This is a genomic window from Collinsella sp. wc0583, assembly GCF_046116915.1.
Lineage (GTDB): Bacteria > Actinomycetota > Coriobacteriia > Coriobacteriales > Coriobacteriaceae > Collinsella.
Genome location: NZ_JBJXBN010000004.1, coordinates 234,565 through 250,550, shown reverse-complemented (window position 1 = coordinate 250,550; position 15,986 = coordinate 234,565). Strand labels below are relative to the sequence as shown.

At 60.2% G+C, this 15,986-nt stretch carries 15 protein-coding genes; 3 read left to right on the top strand and 12 right to left on the bottom strand.

Annotated elements, in window-relative coordinates:
• Positions 1–103 precede the first annotated feature (103 nt).
• Positions 104–244 carry a hypothetical protein gene (locus ACKUUJ_RS05170; RefSeq protein ID WP_409064871.1) on the bottom strand — a complete coding sequence of 47 codons (141 nt, stop codon included), beginning with the start codon at positions 242–244 and terminating at the stop codon, positions 104–106.
• Between the two features lie 498 nt (positions 245–742).
• A complete protein-coding gene (locus tag ACKUUJ_RS05165; RefSeq protein ID WP_409064870.1) occupies positions 743–967 on the bottom strand; it encodes a hypothetical protein in 225 nt (74 codons plus the stop codon).
• 130 nt (positions 968–1,097) lie between these two features.
• Here ACKUUJ_RS05165 and ACKUUJ_RS05160 point away from each other — a divergent pair, with 130 nt between their 5' ends.
• Together ACKUUJ_RS05160 and ACKUUJ_RS05155 are read left to right on the top strand one after the other, a co-directional pair.
• Positions 1,098–2,246 carry a WYL domain-containing protein gene (locus ACKUUJ_RS05160; RefSeq protein WP_161116219.1) on the top strand — a complete coding sequence of 383 codons (1,149 nt, stop codon included), beginning with the start codon at positions 1,098–1,100 and terminating at the stop codon, positions 2,244–2,246.
• 91 nt (positions 2,247–2,337) lie between these two features.
• Positions 2,338–3,633 (top strand): SEL1-like repeat protein, encoded by a 1,296-nt coding sequence (locus ACKUUJ_RS05155; protein ID WP_161116220.1) that lies wholly within the window; start codon positions 2,338–2,340, stop codon positions 3,631–3,633.
• 746 nt (positions 3,634–4,379) lie between these two features.
• Here ACKUUJ_RS05155 and istB (ACKUUJ_RS05150) read toward each other — a convergent pair.
• The 5 genes from istB (ACKUUJ_RS05150) to istA (ACKUUJ_RS05130) all read right to left on the bottom strand — a co-directional run bounded on the left by istB (ACKUUJ_RS05150) (position 4,380) and on the right by istA (ACKUUJ_RS05130) (position 8,838).
• Entirely contained in the window at positions 4,380–5,123 is a 744-nt protein-coding gene (istB, locus tag ACKUUJ_RS05150) for an IS21-like element helper ATPase IstB (protein ID WP_161115463.1), read from the bottom strand.
• Positions 5,113–5,502: a hypothetical protein gene (locus ACKUUJ_RS05145; protein ID WP_409064869.1), complete on the bottom strand. Its 390-nt coding sequence runs from the start codon at positions 5,500–5,502 to the stop codon at positions 5,113–5,115. The genes istB (ACKUUJ_RS05150) and ACKUUJ_RS05145 overlap by 11 nt, the downstream gene beginning before the upstream one ends.
• Complete coding sequence (gene istB / locus ACKUUJ_RS05140; RefSeq protein ID WP_117821545.1) at positions 5,499–6,272, bottom strand: IS21-like element helper ATPase IstB; 774 nt, start codon at positions 6,270–6,272, stop codon at positions 5,499–5,501. The genes ACKUUJ_RS05145 and istB (ACKUUJ_RS05140) overlap by 4 nt, the downstream gene beginning before the upstream one ends.
• Complete coding sequence (gene istA, locus ACKUUJ_RS05135) at positions 6,272–7,504, bottom strand: IS21 family transposase (protein WP_409064868.1); 1,233 nt, start codon at positions 7,502–7,504, stop codon at positions 6,272–6,274. The genes istB (ACKUUJ_RS05140) and istA (ACKUUJ_RS05135) overlap by 1 nt, the downstream gene beginning before the upstream one ends.
• A gap of 143 nt (positions 7,505–7,647) precedes the next feature.
• Positions 7,648–8,838, bottom strand: coding sequence for an IS21 family transposase (gene istA / locus ACKUUJ_RS05130; protein ID WP_409064867.1), 1,191 nt, complete (start codon positions 8,836–8,838; stop codon positions 7,648–7,650).
• A gap of 609 nt (positions 8,839–9,447) precedes the next feature.
• Here istA (ACKUUJ_RS05130) and ACKUUJ_RS05125 point away from each other — a divergent pair.
• On the top strand, positions 9,448–10,122 hold the full coding sequence (locus ACKUUJ_RS05125) for a DUF3800 domain-containing protein (protein ID WP_161116222.1): 675 nt from the start codon (positions 9,448–9,450) through the stop codon (positions 10,120–10,122).
• A 242-nt stretch (positions 10,123–10,364) separates the two neighbouring features.
• Here ACKUUJ_RS05125 and ACKUUJ_RS05120 read toward each other — a convergent pair whose 3' ends face one another.
• From ACKUUJ_RS05120 to ACKUUJ_RS05100, 5 genes are all read right to left on the bottom strand, one after another.
• The gene (locus ACKUUJ_RS05120; RefSeq protein WP_161116223.1) at positions 10,365–10,949 is read right to left on the bottom strand and encodes a hypothetical protein; all 585 of its coding nucleotides are present in this window, start codon (positions 10,947–10,949) and stop codon (positions 10,365–10,367) included.
• 28 nt (positions 10,950–10,977) lie between these two features.
• The gene (locus ACKUUJ_RS05115) at positions 10,978–12,726 is read right to left on the bottom strand and encodes a hypothetical protein (protein ID WP_409064866.1); all 1,749 of its coding nucleotides are present in this window, start codon (positions 12,724–12,726) and stop codon (positions 10,978–10,980) included.
• 89 nt (positions 12,727–12,815) lie between these two features.
• A complete protein-coding gene (locus ACKUUJ_RS05110) occupies positions 12,816–14,081 on the bottom strand; it encodes an ATP-binding protein (protein WP_199409398.1) in 1,266 nt (421 codons plus the stop codon).
• A 201-nt stretch (positions 14,082–14,282) separates the two neighbouring features.
• Positions 14,283–14,426 (bottom strand): hypothetical protein, encoded by a 144-nt coding sequence (locus tag ACKUUJ_RS05105; RefSeq protein ID WP_324249158.1) that lies wholly within the window; start codon positions 14,424–14,426, stop codon positions 14,283–14,285.
• 636 nt (positions 14,427–15,062) lie between these two features.
• Positions 15,063–15,230: a hypothetical protein gene (locus ACKUUJ_RS05100; RefSeq protein ID WP_157966984.1), complete on the bottom strand. Its 168-nt coding sequence runs from the start codon at positions 15,228–15,230 to the stop codon at positions 15,063–15,065.
• Positions 15,231–15,986 lie beyond the last annotated feature (756 nt).

Below are 15,986 nucleotides of genomic sequence, written 5' to 3'. Positions count from 1 at the left end.
CGGTCCCCCTGTGCGGGGCCTGACGACTCAGGCCCCGCGCACCGGCGTGGCTCGCAACCAAACGCTTCCCGGATAATAATGCCCGTTGCGGGGATCGCCCTGGCTAGTCGCCGCCCACGTGCATGAGCATGTCGGCGATGCGAGTCGCCATCTCGTCCGCCGCTGGACGGATGTTGGCGACCCAGGACGCAAGGCCGGCCTGATCGGATGCCTCCGCCTCAAGCACGTCGCAGTTCGCGGTCACCGCCATGAGCGGGGTGACGAGGCCGTGCGAGGCGGTGCAAACGAACGCGTGCTCCCGCGCCGCGGCCTCCGCCACCGGTCGCAGGGCGCGTCCCGCTGCCGCCCACGCCACGGCGAGCGCCGCGAGGAAGATCGCGATGCAGGAGGCGAGGCACCCCAGCCCGAGGCCGCATAGTCATCGCCATATCGAACGGCGTAAGTGTTGAGCACCGACTCAATGGCTTCATTTTGATCCTCACGGGTAAAGGCCGTAAGGTCGACCATTGAGGTAAAGTTGACGTACGGGGAGGCGATCCCCGTACACCCTCTCAAGCATCGATCGCTCGAAGCGGTTGTATGCGGGGATCGCCTCCCCGTACGTCAACCTGGTGCCAACTTCGGGAAAATCGCTGCGTTCCATATGGTCTCCTATCATTTAAATCGAGCGTTGATTCTTTGGCGCGCGTCGCCGGCGCTGCACCCCACAACAGCGGTTATTGTTTTCGCGTGGGTGTATCGCCTAGTACGCAGGGCGCAGGTCTAGCCTGAAATCCCCCTTGGCGATGGCGAGGCTGTAGTTCGACACGGCTAAAATCACGACGCCCATCAAAACCAGGCCGCAAGCGGCAATCAGCTGTTCCGACGAAAAGCCGAGGGCCTTCTTTCCGTCATCGCACGCCATCTCCGCTACGGCTTCGATTGGCGAAATCGTCGGGATGCCTACCGCCTGTCTAGCATTGTTCATGGTTATCTCCTTCGCTCTTTTCCATTGCTTCGGCCCTTATTTTCAACCGCCATCGGAATTTCGTCTCCTCTGACAGGCTTTGATTACCTACAATTTCATAGGTAATAATGCTGTTTATGGAGGGCCTGCCATGTCTAGGACATTTACCGAGGAGGAGATCTCCGAGTTAAAGGAATCCGGATTCGCAGCGAGCGGCACATCGAGAAGCAGGATCCTGTCCGTCCTCGACCTTCTCGTCCGATTCACTGACGAGAGAACGGGCATATCCGCATCGGAAATCGCACGCGTCATAGGCATCTGCTCCGAAAAGCCGACGTCGGAGAACGCCATCCTCAAGGACCTGCACCAGATAAGCGAAAGCATGCCAATGGGGATCCGCGTAGCGATACCAGGCCACGGCGAGAACGTCGGGTTCAGGGCCGTGAACAAGCCCTTGTCGTCCGAGGAGGCGATTCTCATCTCGGACGTGCTGGGGACGAGCTCCTTCATCGGCGAGGGGCAGAAAGACGAAATCTCCTCGAAGGTGCTTGCATTCTCTTCCGACTACGACGTCGACGAAAGCGTGGAGACCGTGTTCGTCGACCGCAAGGCCGGCAAGGACACTGACGCGATTTTCAGCGTCCTCCATGCCGCATCTCAAGCGATTCGGACGAACGAAAGGATGGCCTTCAAGAAGCAGGTTCACCTAATGAACGGATCAATCGTAAAAATCGGGCCGTACGAGGAGGACCCGGTGGCGATCGTGTTCAGCTTCGGCAGATACTACCTCGAGATCATGCATGTCGACGAAAGCGGTTCCTCAAGCCCCTACTTCCACCGACTAGACGATATCGTAGACCCAGTTGTCACCGGAAAGCCGCTGTCGGACTATGAAAAGGTCGAAGCGCTGAGGACGCGGGTTGTCGCGGACACGCGCCAGCGGATCGACATGTTCGGCTCGGACACCGCCAGGACACTGTTCCTCAAAGTCTCCGGCAGTCATGCCAAGTACGTTTACGAAAGGTTCGGCCACGACCTCAAGTTCTGCCATATCGACGAGAGCGGCGGAGACAATGTCGTCGGCTACGCCTGCGTCAACGTGATGCTGTCACCCACTTTTTTCAGGTGGCTATTCGGAATGGGCGGCGCGGTGAAGCTGGCGAAGCCGAAGGGAAAACGATGGGTCGGGAGCTTCCCGAATGCCGCCGCCTCCGACTTCGAATCCTATATGCGAGATTACGAAGCGGTCGCAGAGGGCTATAAAGCCGCACTGGAAGCTGCTATTTTGCAATTGGCCTGAAAAGCCGCCAACAAGAAAACAACCCCAATCGACTCGATTCGGAGAGCAAAGACACCCTTTTAAAGGCTCTGACCTGCGGGACGGAGCAGAGATGAACGACAGTAGCCAGATTATCTACAACGTAAAAAAGACCGCGACAAGAATAATCCAAGAGTATTTAAAGCTATGGGTCAAAGAAAGGTGCCCGGATAGTGAAAGCTGGACAAGGCAGGTTGAGTCCATTTGCGACGAGGCGCGCCGCAGGGGCGACGAGAACCCTCGCTTTAAGCCTAGCTATGACGCGGTAACCGCGCCACTTGACCGCGTTGGTCTCGAGAAAATGGACATGGGCAGCTGGGACCTAACCGCGCTGCGAACGATCGTCCTGCACATTCACCCCTTGGGCATATGGCTCTCTAAAGAGCAATACGAGCTCTTCGTAAAAATCGTGGATGACAAAAACTACGATTCGCACGAATCGACAAACGAACCCATGGAGTACGTCAAACCGTGGTCATGCGAGGCCCTTGACCGCATGGAGCTTTTTGTGAAGAGCGCAAATAGCTCGCTGAAGGAAAGCCATTACAAGGAGTATTTCGAAGAGTCCATCAAGATGATCCGAGAGACGCGAGAAAGGAACAGGGAGGAATACGATGCGCGCTATGCTCAAATAGCGGAGCTAAAACGACAAGCGGAAACCGAGGCGCATGACATAGCGACATCTCGCGATCCCCTGAATGCCTACGGCGCCGCATTTCCGAAATGGATCTGCAAACTCCCTAACGACTCTCGCGCGTCCTTCCACCTTTGGCACAGCTTCAATGAGGCATTAGTGGCCGAAGGATTTACACTCGCAGCATCGAACCTCGCGGATGCGTATTATTCAGGTGATGAAATCACTCCCGTCGACTACGAAAAGGCAGCCTACTATTTTGAAAAACGGGGCGTAGATGGCCTCATGTGGTATCAACGAATCCAGTATGCCGGATTACATTTGCGTGGCTTGATTTCGAACGCCTCAGCCGATAGGGGCAATGCCATTCTTTCCGAAATGGAATCTCCCTCGATGAAGCTGCGCCTTGCAAGGGAGTATCTATTCGGCAGATGGATACCGAAGAATTATGCAAAAGCGGCCGCGCTTTACGAGGCTTCCCCCACAAAAAGAGCGACCCCTGAATCCAATTCAAGCATCATGACGCCACAGGACTATGCAAACCTCGCAAGTCTTTATTTGGCCGAATTGGCAAATGAACCCTCACCTGGGAAAGGAAGCGAGATAATCGCCGCACTGGAAGATGCCCTTCGTGGCACCGATTCAACGCTCCAGGCCTATCAAAACGAAGACGGCTTTACTTTCTACCGGGTGATAACTGCTGGCGGCAAAAACCATCGAAAGACACAGGGTTGAGATAGGCGGCATCGTTTGCTTCTGATTCGGCGCCGATGTCTACGCCGCTCGCCTGCCTCCCATTGTCAAAACGCTAGCTATGGCGAACCATGTCCCAGCGGGTGGGTACCATTTACCCGGGCGCACCTGGGGCAACGGGCTGAAAACCTGTGCAAGGTCGCTCGCAGAACACGCAACATCAAACACGACAAAAGAGGCGAACGACAGATGCCGGACCCCGGACGACAGCACCGCGGAAGACGAGCATTCCGTCCACAACCGAACAACTCCAGCTACTAGGCAGGCGCCCGCATGGGCGCCTTTTACTTTTCGGGAACTTAGCTGCCAGCTAAGGCACGCGGCTCATGGCCGTTTCGTGAAGGCACGACCAGCTCGACCCAGCTCGACCCGTCTCCGCTCCCGCCGTGCTCACCAATCGACATCAGGCGGTTCAATCGTCGTGCAGACGAAAAGGGACACGGTGCCGTGCGGTGTGCTCGCGCGGTGCCGCACGGGAAGATTGGAGGAACCATGGTACACACAGCCGAATGCGTCGCGCCCGAGGGCAACCAAGATCGCGACGAATGGATAACGGTAATCGAGATGCAGGAGTACATGAGGGCAAGCCGAAACAAGGCATACGGCCTCATCTGGTCGGGAGAGATCGACTCGTACAGGCTCGTGTGTTTCGTCAAGAGGATTTGAGCAAAAAGAGCATCGGAAATTGAACAGCCTGAGCATCGGAAGCGCGCACGCTTTTTGAGCGGCTAGCCCTCCTGCATGAGGGCATGGCGGACGCGGTAGGACTCGCCGCGGAACTGGACGAGCCTCCCGTGGTGGACGATGCGGTCGATCACGGCGGCGGCCATCTGGTCGTCCCCGAACACCGACCCCCACCTGCTGAACTCCAGATTCGTGGTGATCACCACCGACTGTCTCTCGTATGCGTCGGCGAAGACCTGGAAGAGCAGCCTCGCCCCGTCCGCGTCGAGCGGGAGGAACCCGAGCTCGTCGATGACGAGCAGGCGGGCCTTGCCGATAAGCGCGGCCTCCCGGTCGAGCCTCCCGTCGTCGCGGGCGCGCCTCAGGCGCATCACGAGCGAGGACGCCGTGAAGAAGCGCGCCTCGAGCCTCCTCTCGCACGCCAGCGCGCAGAGGGCCGACGCCATGTGCGTCTTGCCGGTGCCGACGTCGCCCATGAGCACGAGGTCCTCCCTGCGCCCGACGAAGTCGAGCGCGAGCAGCGACTCGCGCCCCATGCCCTCCGGCCACGACACGGCCGACCAGTCGTAGCCGTCGAAGGTCTTGGGCGCCGGCAGCGCGCAGCGCCTGAGCAGCGTCGCGCGCTTCGAGGCCTCGCGGCTGGACCTCTCCGCCTCGAGGTAGCCCGCCAGGTACTCCACCTGTTTCGGGGTGCCGAGCCTCGACCACTCCTCCAGGACGGCGGTGGTGAGCGAGCACGACCGCCCGGCCTCCACGACCCTGCGGGCCAGCTCCTCGCTAGCTGCCAATGGCGACCGCCCCCTTCAGGAACCCGTCGTAGACCGACAGGTCGGCCCCGCCGGCCCCGCCGCCGCCTCCCGCGATGCGTCTCGCCAGCACGTCGACCGTGGCGTCGTCGGGGACGCGGCCGCCCTCGACGACCCTGAGCGCCGCCTCGCATGCCGCCTCGAAACCCGAGGACTCGCTCGCCCGGCCGATCGACCTGAGCGTGCGCCTCCTGCCGGCGGAGTCCATCCGGTCGATCCCCTCGACGAGCCCCGGCGGCATGTCGCGCCTGATCGTTGTTAGCGTCAATCTATTTTTCACCAGTTTCGCTAAACAGGCGCACCGTTCGCGCAAAGGCGGTTTCACCGGTTGCGCTAACGTATTTTCACCGATTCCGGTCACGGCTTGACGGGCCCGTCCCTCGGCAGGTCCTTCAGCCTGTAGGACCTGCCGGTTATCTTGACCAGGTGGCAGTGGTGGCACACCCTGTCCGCGATCGCGCTCGCCGCCACGTCGTCCCCGAACACCCTGCCCCAGCCGCTGATCCCCACGTTGGTGGTGATGATCGTCGAGCGCTGCTCGTAGCGCGTCGATATCAGCTGGAACAGCAGGTCCGCGCCCGCGCTGCCGACGTCGAGGTAGCCGAGCTCGTCGATGATCAGCAGCCTCGAGTGGGCGTAGTACTTGAGCCTCTTCTTGAGGATGCCGCGCGACGAGGCGTCCTCCAGGTCCTCGACGAGCCGGGCGCAGTCCACGAACCTGACCTCGCGCCCCGCCCTGACGGCCTCGATGCCCAGCGCGACGGCGAGGTGCGTCTTGCCCACGCCGGGGCTCCCCACGAGCAGGACGTTCTCGGCCCGCTCGACGAACCTCAGGGTCGCGAGCTCCTCGATCTCGGCGCGCGGGACCGACGGCTGGAAGTCCCAGTCGAAGTCCGCCAGCCCCTTGACGTAGGGGAACCCCGACGACCGTATGCGCTGGTTGGTGATCCTGACCTCCCGGGCGGCGACCTCGACGCGCGTCATCTCCTCGAGGGCGGAGGCGAAGCCCCGCTCGCCCGCGGCGACCATCCTCACGTAGTCGGGCAGGGACGCCGCCATCTCGTGCAGCCCGAGCGCGGAGAGGTTCGCCTGCGCCCTGATCGAGGGGCTGCCCTCCGCGACGGCGCCCATCACGCCCCTCCGAGCGAGTCGAGCAGCGCGAGGTTGGCGCGCGCGGCCTCGGCGATGTCCGCGTCGGCCAGGCCCCGCTTCCCCTCGAGGGCCCGCCCGTAGTGGTCGGGGTCGTAGTTGATGGGCCTCGACGGCCCGGACGCAGCGTCGTGGACGGCGACCTCCTCGCCGGCCATCCTCACCACGACCTGGCCGCCGGGCATCGCCACGACGCTCACGCGCCGGCCGATGCAGCGCCTGGGCACGGACCACTCCCTGCCGACGGCCCTGACGAGCATGGTCGGCGGGACGGTCTGGACGCTCACGTCGCCCACCATCGACTCGAGGAGCCGGAGGTTCCCGATGGGCCGCAGGCTCTCCTTCTCCCGCATGAACAGCGCGTCGGGCGGCAGGCCGGTGGTGCGGTTCGGCTCCGAGTTGGCCTGGGCCTCGACCCGGGCCACCGCCTCGGCGAGGCCGCTCCACCCGGTGAACTCGCCGCCGTAGGCGAGCAGGCGGTTCAGGAAGCGGTTGGCCGACTCGTCCTTGCCTTTGGTCTGCGGCGAGCGCGGCGCGCAGAGCCTGAGCTCGAAGCCGGCCTCCCGCGCGAACCGCCACGCCCTCTCCTGCCTGGTCCTCCTGCGGCCCGAGACGGTCACCAGGCACGACATGTTGTCCGTGATGCACTCCTCCGGGACGCCGCCGAGGCGGGTGAAGGTGGCGAGCAGGCAGGACAGCAGGTCGTCGAGCGTGCGGCTCCTGACCGGTATGAAGCGGTGCTTCCGGGAGTAGCCGAGCGTCGCGGTGAACACGCTGAACTCGAAGACCTCGCCCTCCGAGTCGACGAGCCTCATGCCCTCCTTCCAGTCGAACTGCAGCTGCCTGCCCGGGGGCGTCTCGAACCGCGGGTGCGGCTCGCGGCCGCCCGCGCCCCCGAAGGGCACGTCGTGCGCTCGGCACCACGCGGTGAAGGCGCCGTACCCGGGCAGCCCCTCCCCGCGGCCCTCGCGCAGGAACGCGTAGACGGCCATCTTGGTCATCCCGGGCAGCTGGGCCTTCGAGCGGATCACCTCCTCGAGCGGGTCGAAGGCGCTGCCCCTCGCGGACCTCCCGTCGGCGGCGGACTCGCCCTCCCGCCAGTACTTGGCGACCGTGTGCCGGTCCATGCCGTGCCTCCTCGCGATCTCACTGAAGTTCGGCTTCGCGCCGGACCCCCTGTAGACGTTCAGCTCTCCCATTACGTTTCGCTCCATATCCCGCTCCTCCCGGGTCGGATACCCGATCGGAGCATAGTTCCGTTAGCGCAGTTGGTGAAAGTACGTTAGCGGGGTCGGCGAAAGCGCATTAGCGCATTCGGCGAGATGCGTTTGCGAAAGTGGTCAATTTTAGATTAGCGCTAACAATTCGACTCCCCAAAGGCCCTCGGCCTGGCGATGATGGCGGGCACGAGCGAGAGGGGGTTCCGGACCGCGGGGCCCTCCCCGAAGGCCCTGGGGAGGACGGCGACCCGGCGGCCGCGGTCGGCGAGGATCTCCACCGTCGACGCGCGCATGCCGACGAGCAGGCTCCGCCCGTGCCAGGCGGGCCCGGCGACGTACTCGCGCCCGTCGGCCTCGACGTAGCCGCGCTTGTCGGCGCGGGCGGTGACCCACCTCACCGCGTCGAACTCCACGCCGGGAAGGGCGCGCATGGCGGCGAGGTCCTCCCGGTAGGCCTCCCCGTGCGGCCTGCCGTCGCGGCAGCGCGCCGCCGCGTTGACCCTCGCGCACCCCTCGGCGAGGAACGCGTTGAGCTCGGGGAGCGCGCCGAACGCAGGCACGGGGACGAGGAGGTTGCGCCGGAGGAACCCCACGGCGTTCTCGACGGAGCCCTTCTCGTTTCCCGAATAGGGGTTGCAGTACCGGCTCTCGAAGCGGTAGTGGGCTCTGAACTGCGAGAACAGCCTCGATTCCGTGACCTCGCCGCGTACCATCCTGCCCGCCTCGGTGGCGTTGTCGAGCACCATCGCCGCCGGGGCGCGGCCCCAGCGGCGGAAGATCTCGAGCAGCCCGGCGCACAGGCACTCCGACCTCTGCGACATGAGGGCGACGCACTGCCGGTCGTTCGAGTGCGGAAGCGTCGCGACCAGCAGCTTGAGGTCGAGGGTCCTCCCGCCGACCGCGGCGCGGAAGTTCCCGAAATCGACCTGGCAGGTGCCGGGCGCCCACTCGAGCTCGAGGTACCCCTCTCCGCCCGCCGCCGCCCGGGCGAGCCTGAGCTCGCGGACGAACCTCTGCACGGTGGAGTAAGAGCCGCCGTAGCCGCGCTCGGCGACGAGCCTGTCGTAGATCCGCCTGGCTGTGTGGCGCTGCTTCCTCGGGGCCCCGAGGTCGGCCTCGAGAACGCCCGCGACCCATTCCTCGTTGCCCTCGAGCGCGGGCCTGCCCCTCCTCCGGGGCATCGGCGCGGCGGGCGACATGTCCTCCATGTCGGCGTACTTCGCCACGGTGTTCCGGCTCACGTGGAGCATTCGGGCGATCTCGGACCTCGAGCGCCCGGCGGCATCCATCGACCGTATATCATTCACTGTGTCCAGGGGCACGGTCATCTCCTCCATCCTTCCCGGGCGGGCTCGCCAAAGTAACCGCCCGGGGAAACCATACGGCGAGGGCCGCGCCCCCGGTCCCCGGGGCGCGGCCCTCTTGCTTAAACTGCTCAATTTTTCGTGCTCACGGTGCTTATTTCCCAGTGATCACTCGGACCACTTCTTAGTGAACATCAACAGCTCGGAAGGAAGCTCCTGGTGTCGAGGGCGTCAGTGGACGCCCACATCGAGTCGAGGAGCGGCAGGAAATGACGGCGGCGACCGTCCCGGGAGCTGCTCGCGGCCGGGCACGCGAGGGAGTCTCGAGACGAAAGGAGCTCAGGCACGCCCTCGTGGATGGTGTCACTGCGCCTCTGAATCAGGTTCATACAGACAAAGGCAAGCTTCGGGTTGTTATCGCAAACCAGCTCCGACGATAAATTCTCGTGTTCCGTAATCTTGAAGAAGCTGCGAATCTATTTCAGGGGCACTATCAACAGCGGTTTCATCCCGTTCCCCTCTTGCACTCACCGCCAGCACACGCTATAAGGTTGTTGGTGGCTCATTAAGCTACCTCCAAGTGCCGGGGGAGTCCCCCGGCTATTTTTTTATCCATTCCATTAGGAGTCCCCATTGGCCAAGGAGCTCAGCATCTTCGTCGACGAGAGCGGCGACCGCGGCGGCAAAGCTCGCTACTACCCGCTCGTACTCGTCTTTCACGACCAGGAAGGCAGCATCGCTGAGGCGGTCACGGGCTATGAGGCCAAGCTTGTCAGGGCCGATCTCCCTAACATTCCGTTTCACTCCGAGCCTCTCGTGAACGGGCACAAGGACTATGAGTTTCTTGACATCGAGCAGCGCAAGGTTATGCTCGCCCGTTTCTCCTCGTTCGTCCGCAAACTTCCCATTTCCTATATCACGTTCGTCTACCACCGCAGCCAGTTCGAAGACCCGGCAAGGCTAATGGAACGTATGGGGCGCGATATCTCCTCTGCCATGATTGAACACCTGGGCTTCTTTCAATCCTTCGACGATGTGAAGGTTTACTACGACAACGGTCAGGACATTGTCATACAGGCGCTTGACCGCTCGGTGGGCAAGGTCCTCTCAAAAGGGGTCGTCCGACGCCGCAAGACCTCGATGACCGATTACCGCCTCGAGCAAGTGGCGGATTACCTCTGCACCATCGAACTTGCCTTGGTCAAGTACGAGGCCAAGGAGAACGGTGAGACGTACAACAAGTTCTTCGGAGGTATAGGTTCTTTCAAGAGGAACTGGTTCAAGCAAGCCCGCAGCAAGCGGATATAGGTGGTTCCGCAGTCTCGCAGGGAGCGGTCGTCTCTCCTCCGGCCAGGGCCCCAAGCGACACGCTTCGAGCAGCGATAGCGAAACGCAAGCAACGGCGTCGCGGGCGCCTCGTGCGCCATAGTGTCCATGTGGTCATCTCCTATCGTCTCAGCGTGGTAGCTGAAGATTCTAGGCGCTGGCCACACCCCTTTTCCGGGGCGCCAACACCAACGTTTAGCACACAAGGAGTTTGACGAGATGGCTCAGCAAGTATTGAATCTATCCGCCCATGCAGCCACGTCGAATAACTCCAGATTGGGGTAACTGACCGTTTCGCCCGTTTCTTTAAGACAGGCCTCCGCGGCGTTGCACAGCGAGCTCGCGAGCGACGCCGCATCACCGCGGAACGTCACGCTCTTAGTCGCACGCATCCCGCTCTTGGGCGACGGCCAGGAAGAGCAGAGGGCGTTGCACCCGTGGAGGACAAGCTCGAACTTGTAGTCGTAGTCGAAGCTCTCGTCTTTCTCGGGAGCATCGACCGACACATCGTAGTCGCCTGAATGCAACAGGGAGCACCGGAGCTTCCAGCACATCTTCCCATTAAAGATTTGACCTGGAATCGTTTCACCTTCGTTCGAGGGGTCTCCCGAAAACAGGAAGTCGTTTGCCGCCCAGTCATCAAACCACTTCACATACTGCCGCCCCGCCGCTCTCTTCCCGTTATGAAGGACGAGATTGGGATAAAGAAGCTGCCCCATGGCGTCGGGAATGGTAAGGGAAGACATAAGGGCTGGGATAAGGCAGTCTTTCTCAACCGCATTTCTAATCGATTCGACGAGTAGCTTCATTTTGATGCCTCAAAAAGTCTATGCGGTCTTATGCGAAGAAACGGCCGATCGGCCATGAGCCGAGCGTCGTTCGTGCCTCTTCGTCAAGTGACGCTCTGAGCGCAGAGGCCATGTCCGAGTCTCCGCGCAAGGCTGCTGCGCATGCTTTCGACAGCGCACTATCTGAATTCAGCTGGATTGCCATTAACTCAGATTTCTCCTCGCTAGTAAGATCTCGCTTTCGAGCGGCAATTTGATATCGATTTATCAGGGTTGCCTCTCGATCCGCAAAAGCTTCCAGGGCGTCTACGGTCATCTCGCAGCATTTCAGCAACTCTTCCTTACAGCACGCATCTTGATCGTAGGCTGATAGCATTTCAAGCATCTTGTCGTTGACGTAGGCAGAGCTAACTTCGGTGACTGGATACTGCTTCAACGTAGCGGCAAACACCTCGGCATCGATATTGGCAAGCCTCATATAGTCCTGCATCGTTTGGACGAACAGAGGCGCGACGGCTACGGGGGCATCCCCCTCGCCCCGGAAGAACACCGAGACCGTCAGGTCATCCAGTCGAAGCCCATCGACCATTCGGTACATATCTTCAGATACTTGGTAAAACACGAGCTTAATCGGATGGTTCCCCAGATTGATATATCCGAATCCGTTTTGCCGATCCTTGTAGTGGAGGGGTGCGTTCTCAACCAATCCCTTGTAAATTGTCTCGATGTTTCTTAAATCCTGAGTGGTCAACGCACTGATGTCGAGCTCTGGCTTGTAATGAAGAGCGTCGACAACCCGCTTGATAATCTCCAGCGACTGCAATCGACTCTCAAGGGCGTCGAGGTCGCCTCCGCTCAACTTGCACCCGCGAGCAAAGCCGCTTCCGTCTATGGAAAGCGTACCGGTTTGCATCAATGCGCGCATGAGGGCCAACTCTTCCATGCGCTCGACAAGAGTTCCGGTCTCGCTGAGGGTGATTGTGTTGGTGGAGAGGCATATGTCGAAACCCCTGAAGAAAACGTGCTCGCCATTCTCATTTTCTCCGGCCATGACCACCGCATTTAGGGAAACATCACCAGAGCTGACGTCATGCCGAGACCCAATCGCGACGCCAACTATGTTTTCAAGCTTATTCAAGGGATACAGCTCTCCCCAGGGGCTCTTCCCGTAGATATACAGCCCGTTCCTGTATGGAGCCAAGCTTGCGGGCGACTCGCCCTCGAGCAGCTCGATTCCAAACTCGCACTCATCAAAGCAAAGGCCGGCGTCCTTAAATTCCTCGATTGTCTTGGGGGCGATGCCAGCGACTGCTCGCTGCTTTGCTCTGTCCTTGACCGCCCTTCTGACAAGCCGCGTCAATTCCGCCGCGTCTGATGGAAGCCGGTCGAAACGCAAAGAGATGCGCTCTTGTTGCTCCGGAATATCGGCCAGAATCTTCTTTAGGTCATAGGGAAGCAAAAGTCTGTAGAAAACCTCCGCTGAACGAGCCTCGCTCCCACAGTAGACGTAAAAATAGATGCAGCCTCCAGCAATGTTGAGATAGTGCCTGAGGTCTGAAACTCGAACTTGCCGCTTAGGTCGGTCCGATTTTCTTTTCGAAGTGGTCCCCTTGACCTGAAGCGGCAACTGGCCTTCAACGGTCTCAATCGTGAAGGAAGAAGACGAGTAGACTTGCAGGTGCCCGTCGGTGCATTCGGTCTTGTCGTTCTCATCTATATACGCATAGACGCAAGCGACATCGCCGAAAGCCTGCTTGACAGCATTGACCGCGTTCTGCTCGATTTTGCGATTGTCCAAGCTTCTCCTTACTGTTTTAGATCGTCAGCAAACCGATGTCAGGCATGTTTCTCACTTGACCTAACTGCCTCGCGATGAATCGCATGGCCCTAGAGGAAAAAGTCCCTCGCGCTCACGATGCGGATGCCGTCGATATCCGTGTCGTAGGAACCCTGCCTCACGACCACGATCTTCTCGTGGTTGTCTCGTATCGACTTCAGAGGGGCGATCTCTCGCTCCCTGGTCTCGCTTGCGAACATCTCGTCAGTCGCCTGCACGTAGAGCACGCGCCCGTCCTTCGTCGCAACGAAGTCGACTTCCTTGCCATAGAGCTTGCCCACATGCACGCTCCATCCTTCGTAGAGCAGCTGGAGATACACGGCGTTCTCGAACAGGCGGCCAGTATCCGTGACCCTATAGCCGGCCATCCAGGTCCTGAAGCCGGTATCGACGATGTACTCCTTTGGGTTCGTCTTGAGGAGCGCCTTGCCGTGCAAATCGTAACGCGTGGCACGATAGAACAGGAAGGCCTCCTCAAGCGCACCCACATACGAGGAAACGGTCTTGTTCGTGGTCTTCGGCCCCGCAGAAGTTAACGCGCCGGCGATTCGACTCGACGAGCACTCGTTGCCGATGTTGTCCGCCAGGAATTCGGCCACATGGCGCAGCAGGGAAGGGTCAGTCACCGCACTTTTGCCCTTCCCGCGCTCACGGTTGACAATATCACGCACGGCGATGGCTTCGTAGACGCCGGACATGTACGCCGAGTGCTGCGCCTGGGTCGTCGAGAGGGATGCGATGGCTGGCATGCCCCCGTACTCAAGGTAACGAGTAAGCATGTCGTCGAAGAGAACGGGATCCCCCTCGGGAGTGAGAGCCACCGAAGTTCCCGATACGAACTCGATTCCGCAGAAGTCGGCGAACTCAGAGAAGGACAGGGGCAGCATCTTTACCTCTACGTAGCGCCCGGAGAGATAGGTGGCCAGCTCGCTCGAGAGAAGATACGCATTCGAGCCCGTGAGGTAGATGTCGCAATCGAAGTCGATCCTCATTGCGTTGACCGCATCCTGCCAGCCATCGATTCTCTGGGGCTCGTCTATGAAAACGTAGGTGCGACCCTTGTCCGACAGGCGCCCGCGAACGTAATCATAAAGCTGGTCCTCCGTCTTGATGCCCGTACCCTTGCTTTCCAGGTTGACGCTCACAAAGCCGCGGCCAGCGACTCCTTCAGACTCGACGGCCATCCTAATTAGATCGAGAAGGCTCGACTTGCCGCACCTGCGCACGCCCGTGATCACCTTGATGAGGTCGGTGTCACGGAAGAGCATCGCCTCCTCGAGGTATCTATCGCGGTTCCTGAGTCTGCCACCCTTCAAAAGCTGCTCCTAAAACTCGAATCTGGTTACACTTTTAGGAGTATCGTAACTCCACGCCACAAGATGAGCAAAGAGCGCACCTCGAGACGGATCGACCAAGGGGATTACGCACCTGCCGGGAGGCAGGGCAGCTTGCTCGATCGACGCGGACTACCAATTGATAAACCCCAAAAGCCGGACCGCACGGCGGCGCTCGTTTCGCTAAATCGGCTTGATGGGATGGCGAATCACGGTCTTGAGCTTCTCCGGCGCGTACTTGCGCGGGTCGGAGAGGTAAATCTCGTGACAGAGGCGGGATTCGGAGAAGTCGGGCGCATATCCCCGTTCCGCCGCAAATGCACGCATGGCGCCTATGATCGTCAGCTCGTCATCGTAAGGCCCGTATAGCAATGGGCGCGGATTCGGAAGATGCCGCGCCCATTGGCAAACACTATAGCATAGAATCGAACGTCTGTTCTACTCCCACTCGGTGGTTATAGTTTTGCCGTCTCGTCACTCCAGTTGCACCCAGTTTTCGGCGGCATCTCGAAGTGAGTGCCGCTGAATGACGCGACGTCGCGTTTCATCGGCTTCGGGGACAAAAGCTGGGACAACTTCAAAAACCATTTTCAAACTCAGAGTATTGAGTTTTTATTTTTGTCCCAAGGGGCACGGAGAGCCGCCTTTGGAGGCTCGATATCGCCGAAAAACGCCCGTTTTGAAACTCAACCGCCTTTGAGCCTGCAAACCACCAGCTTCAACAGTAAGTGAGTCGACGCGGGTGGCTTACGAGCCGTTCACAAAACCGCAGGCCACAGGTCTTTGTCAACGATAAGCAAAGTGAATAGTCTCAGGTGGCTTGCCCATGAGTTGGCGTAAGCCTGTTTAGCAAAAGGCTAATCGGACACGACAGGCCGCCCGCATGGCGACGGCGTTTCCCGTGCGGGCACAAACAGCCCTGCGTGCCCTGTCGCGCGATATCCCAATGCGACGTTCAGAACCCTACCCGCCAAGCAGCCACCTCGCGAAATTCAGCACGAGCACGCCCTCCCGGGTATGGGGCTCATGCCTCGTGCGAGTGATAAGAATCTTCGGGAATGCATCCCCGATGGATAGAATCGGCGCAATCTCCCTCTCGAGCGTCGAATCGGCGCCGATATCGTCGCTCACATACACTTTCCTTCCCGGTTTCGAAACTTGGAAGGCAGTATGCGCAAGGATGCGTCGAGGTGCGATCCCAGTCGTACCATGCCAGCAGAGATGTCGAGGCACATTCGTTCATGCTGCAATGCGGGCATCGGAGATGAAAAACAGCCCGTCGGGTAGTCATGGGCGTGCGGGAGCCCGCATCAGTAACCTGCCTCCTCGGTTGTCCCTTCTTTGCATGGTCGTCTACATAAAGGAGGAACCAGCCATGCAGATCAGCATGCTTGCCCTTCTTGGGTCACGGACCGGGGAGGCGAGGGCCTCCGTCGGGACCGCCCCGAGCAACCGGCATATCCAAGGAATGACAAGGCTCGATCGCTGTGCTGGTCAGGATGCCGAAGCGGGCCGTCCGCCAATCGAAATGCGGGTCAGGATGCTGCAACGTGATTCCAGCTGCAGGATACGGCTCCTTTGCGGTTGCCGCAAAACCTGCTGGCAACATTCTTACTATCCGAATGATGTACGCATCCCTTGGGATCGTTTCGCCTGACCAGGGCCATCTTCAGCGCCTCATCGGCCAGCTCGGCAGGCGCCTCTTCCACGCGTAATAGCCCTGGCGGGTCACCTATGCAACCAAAGATACAAAAGGAATCGAATGGCCAGAGAGGATTGCCCTTTCCGATGGTCGATTCTTGACAGGCAAACTCAAGCCTCGTTAATATTACATGGTTTGCCAGACCGAATTAACAAAGGAGGGGTGTCGTGGTTGGTCTTTTCCGC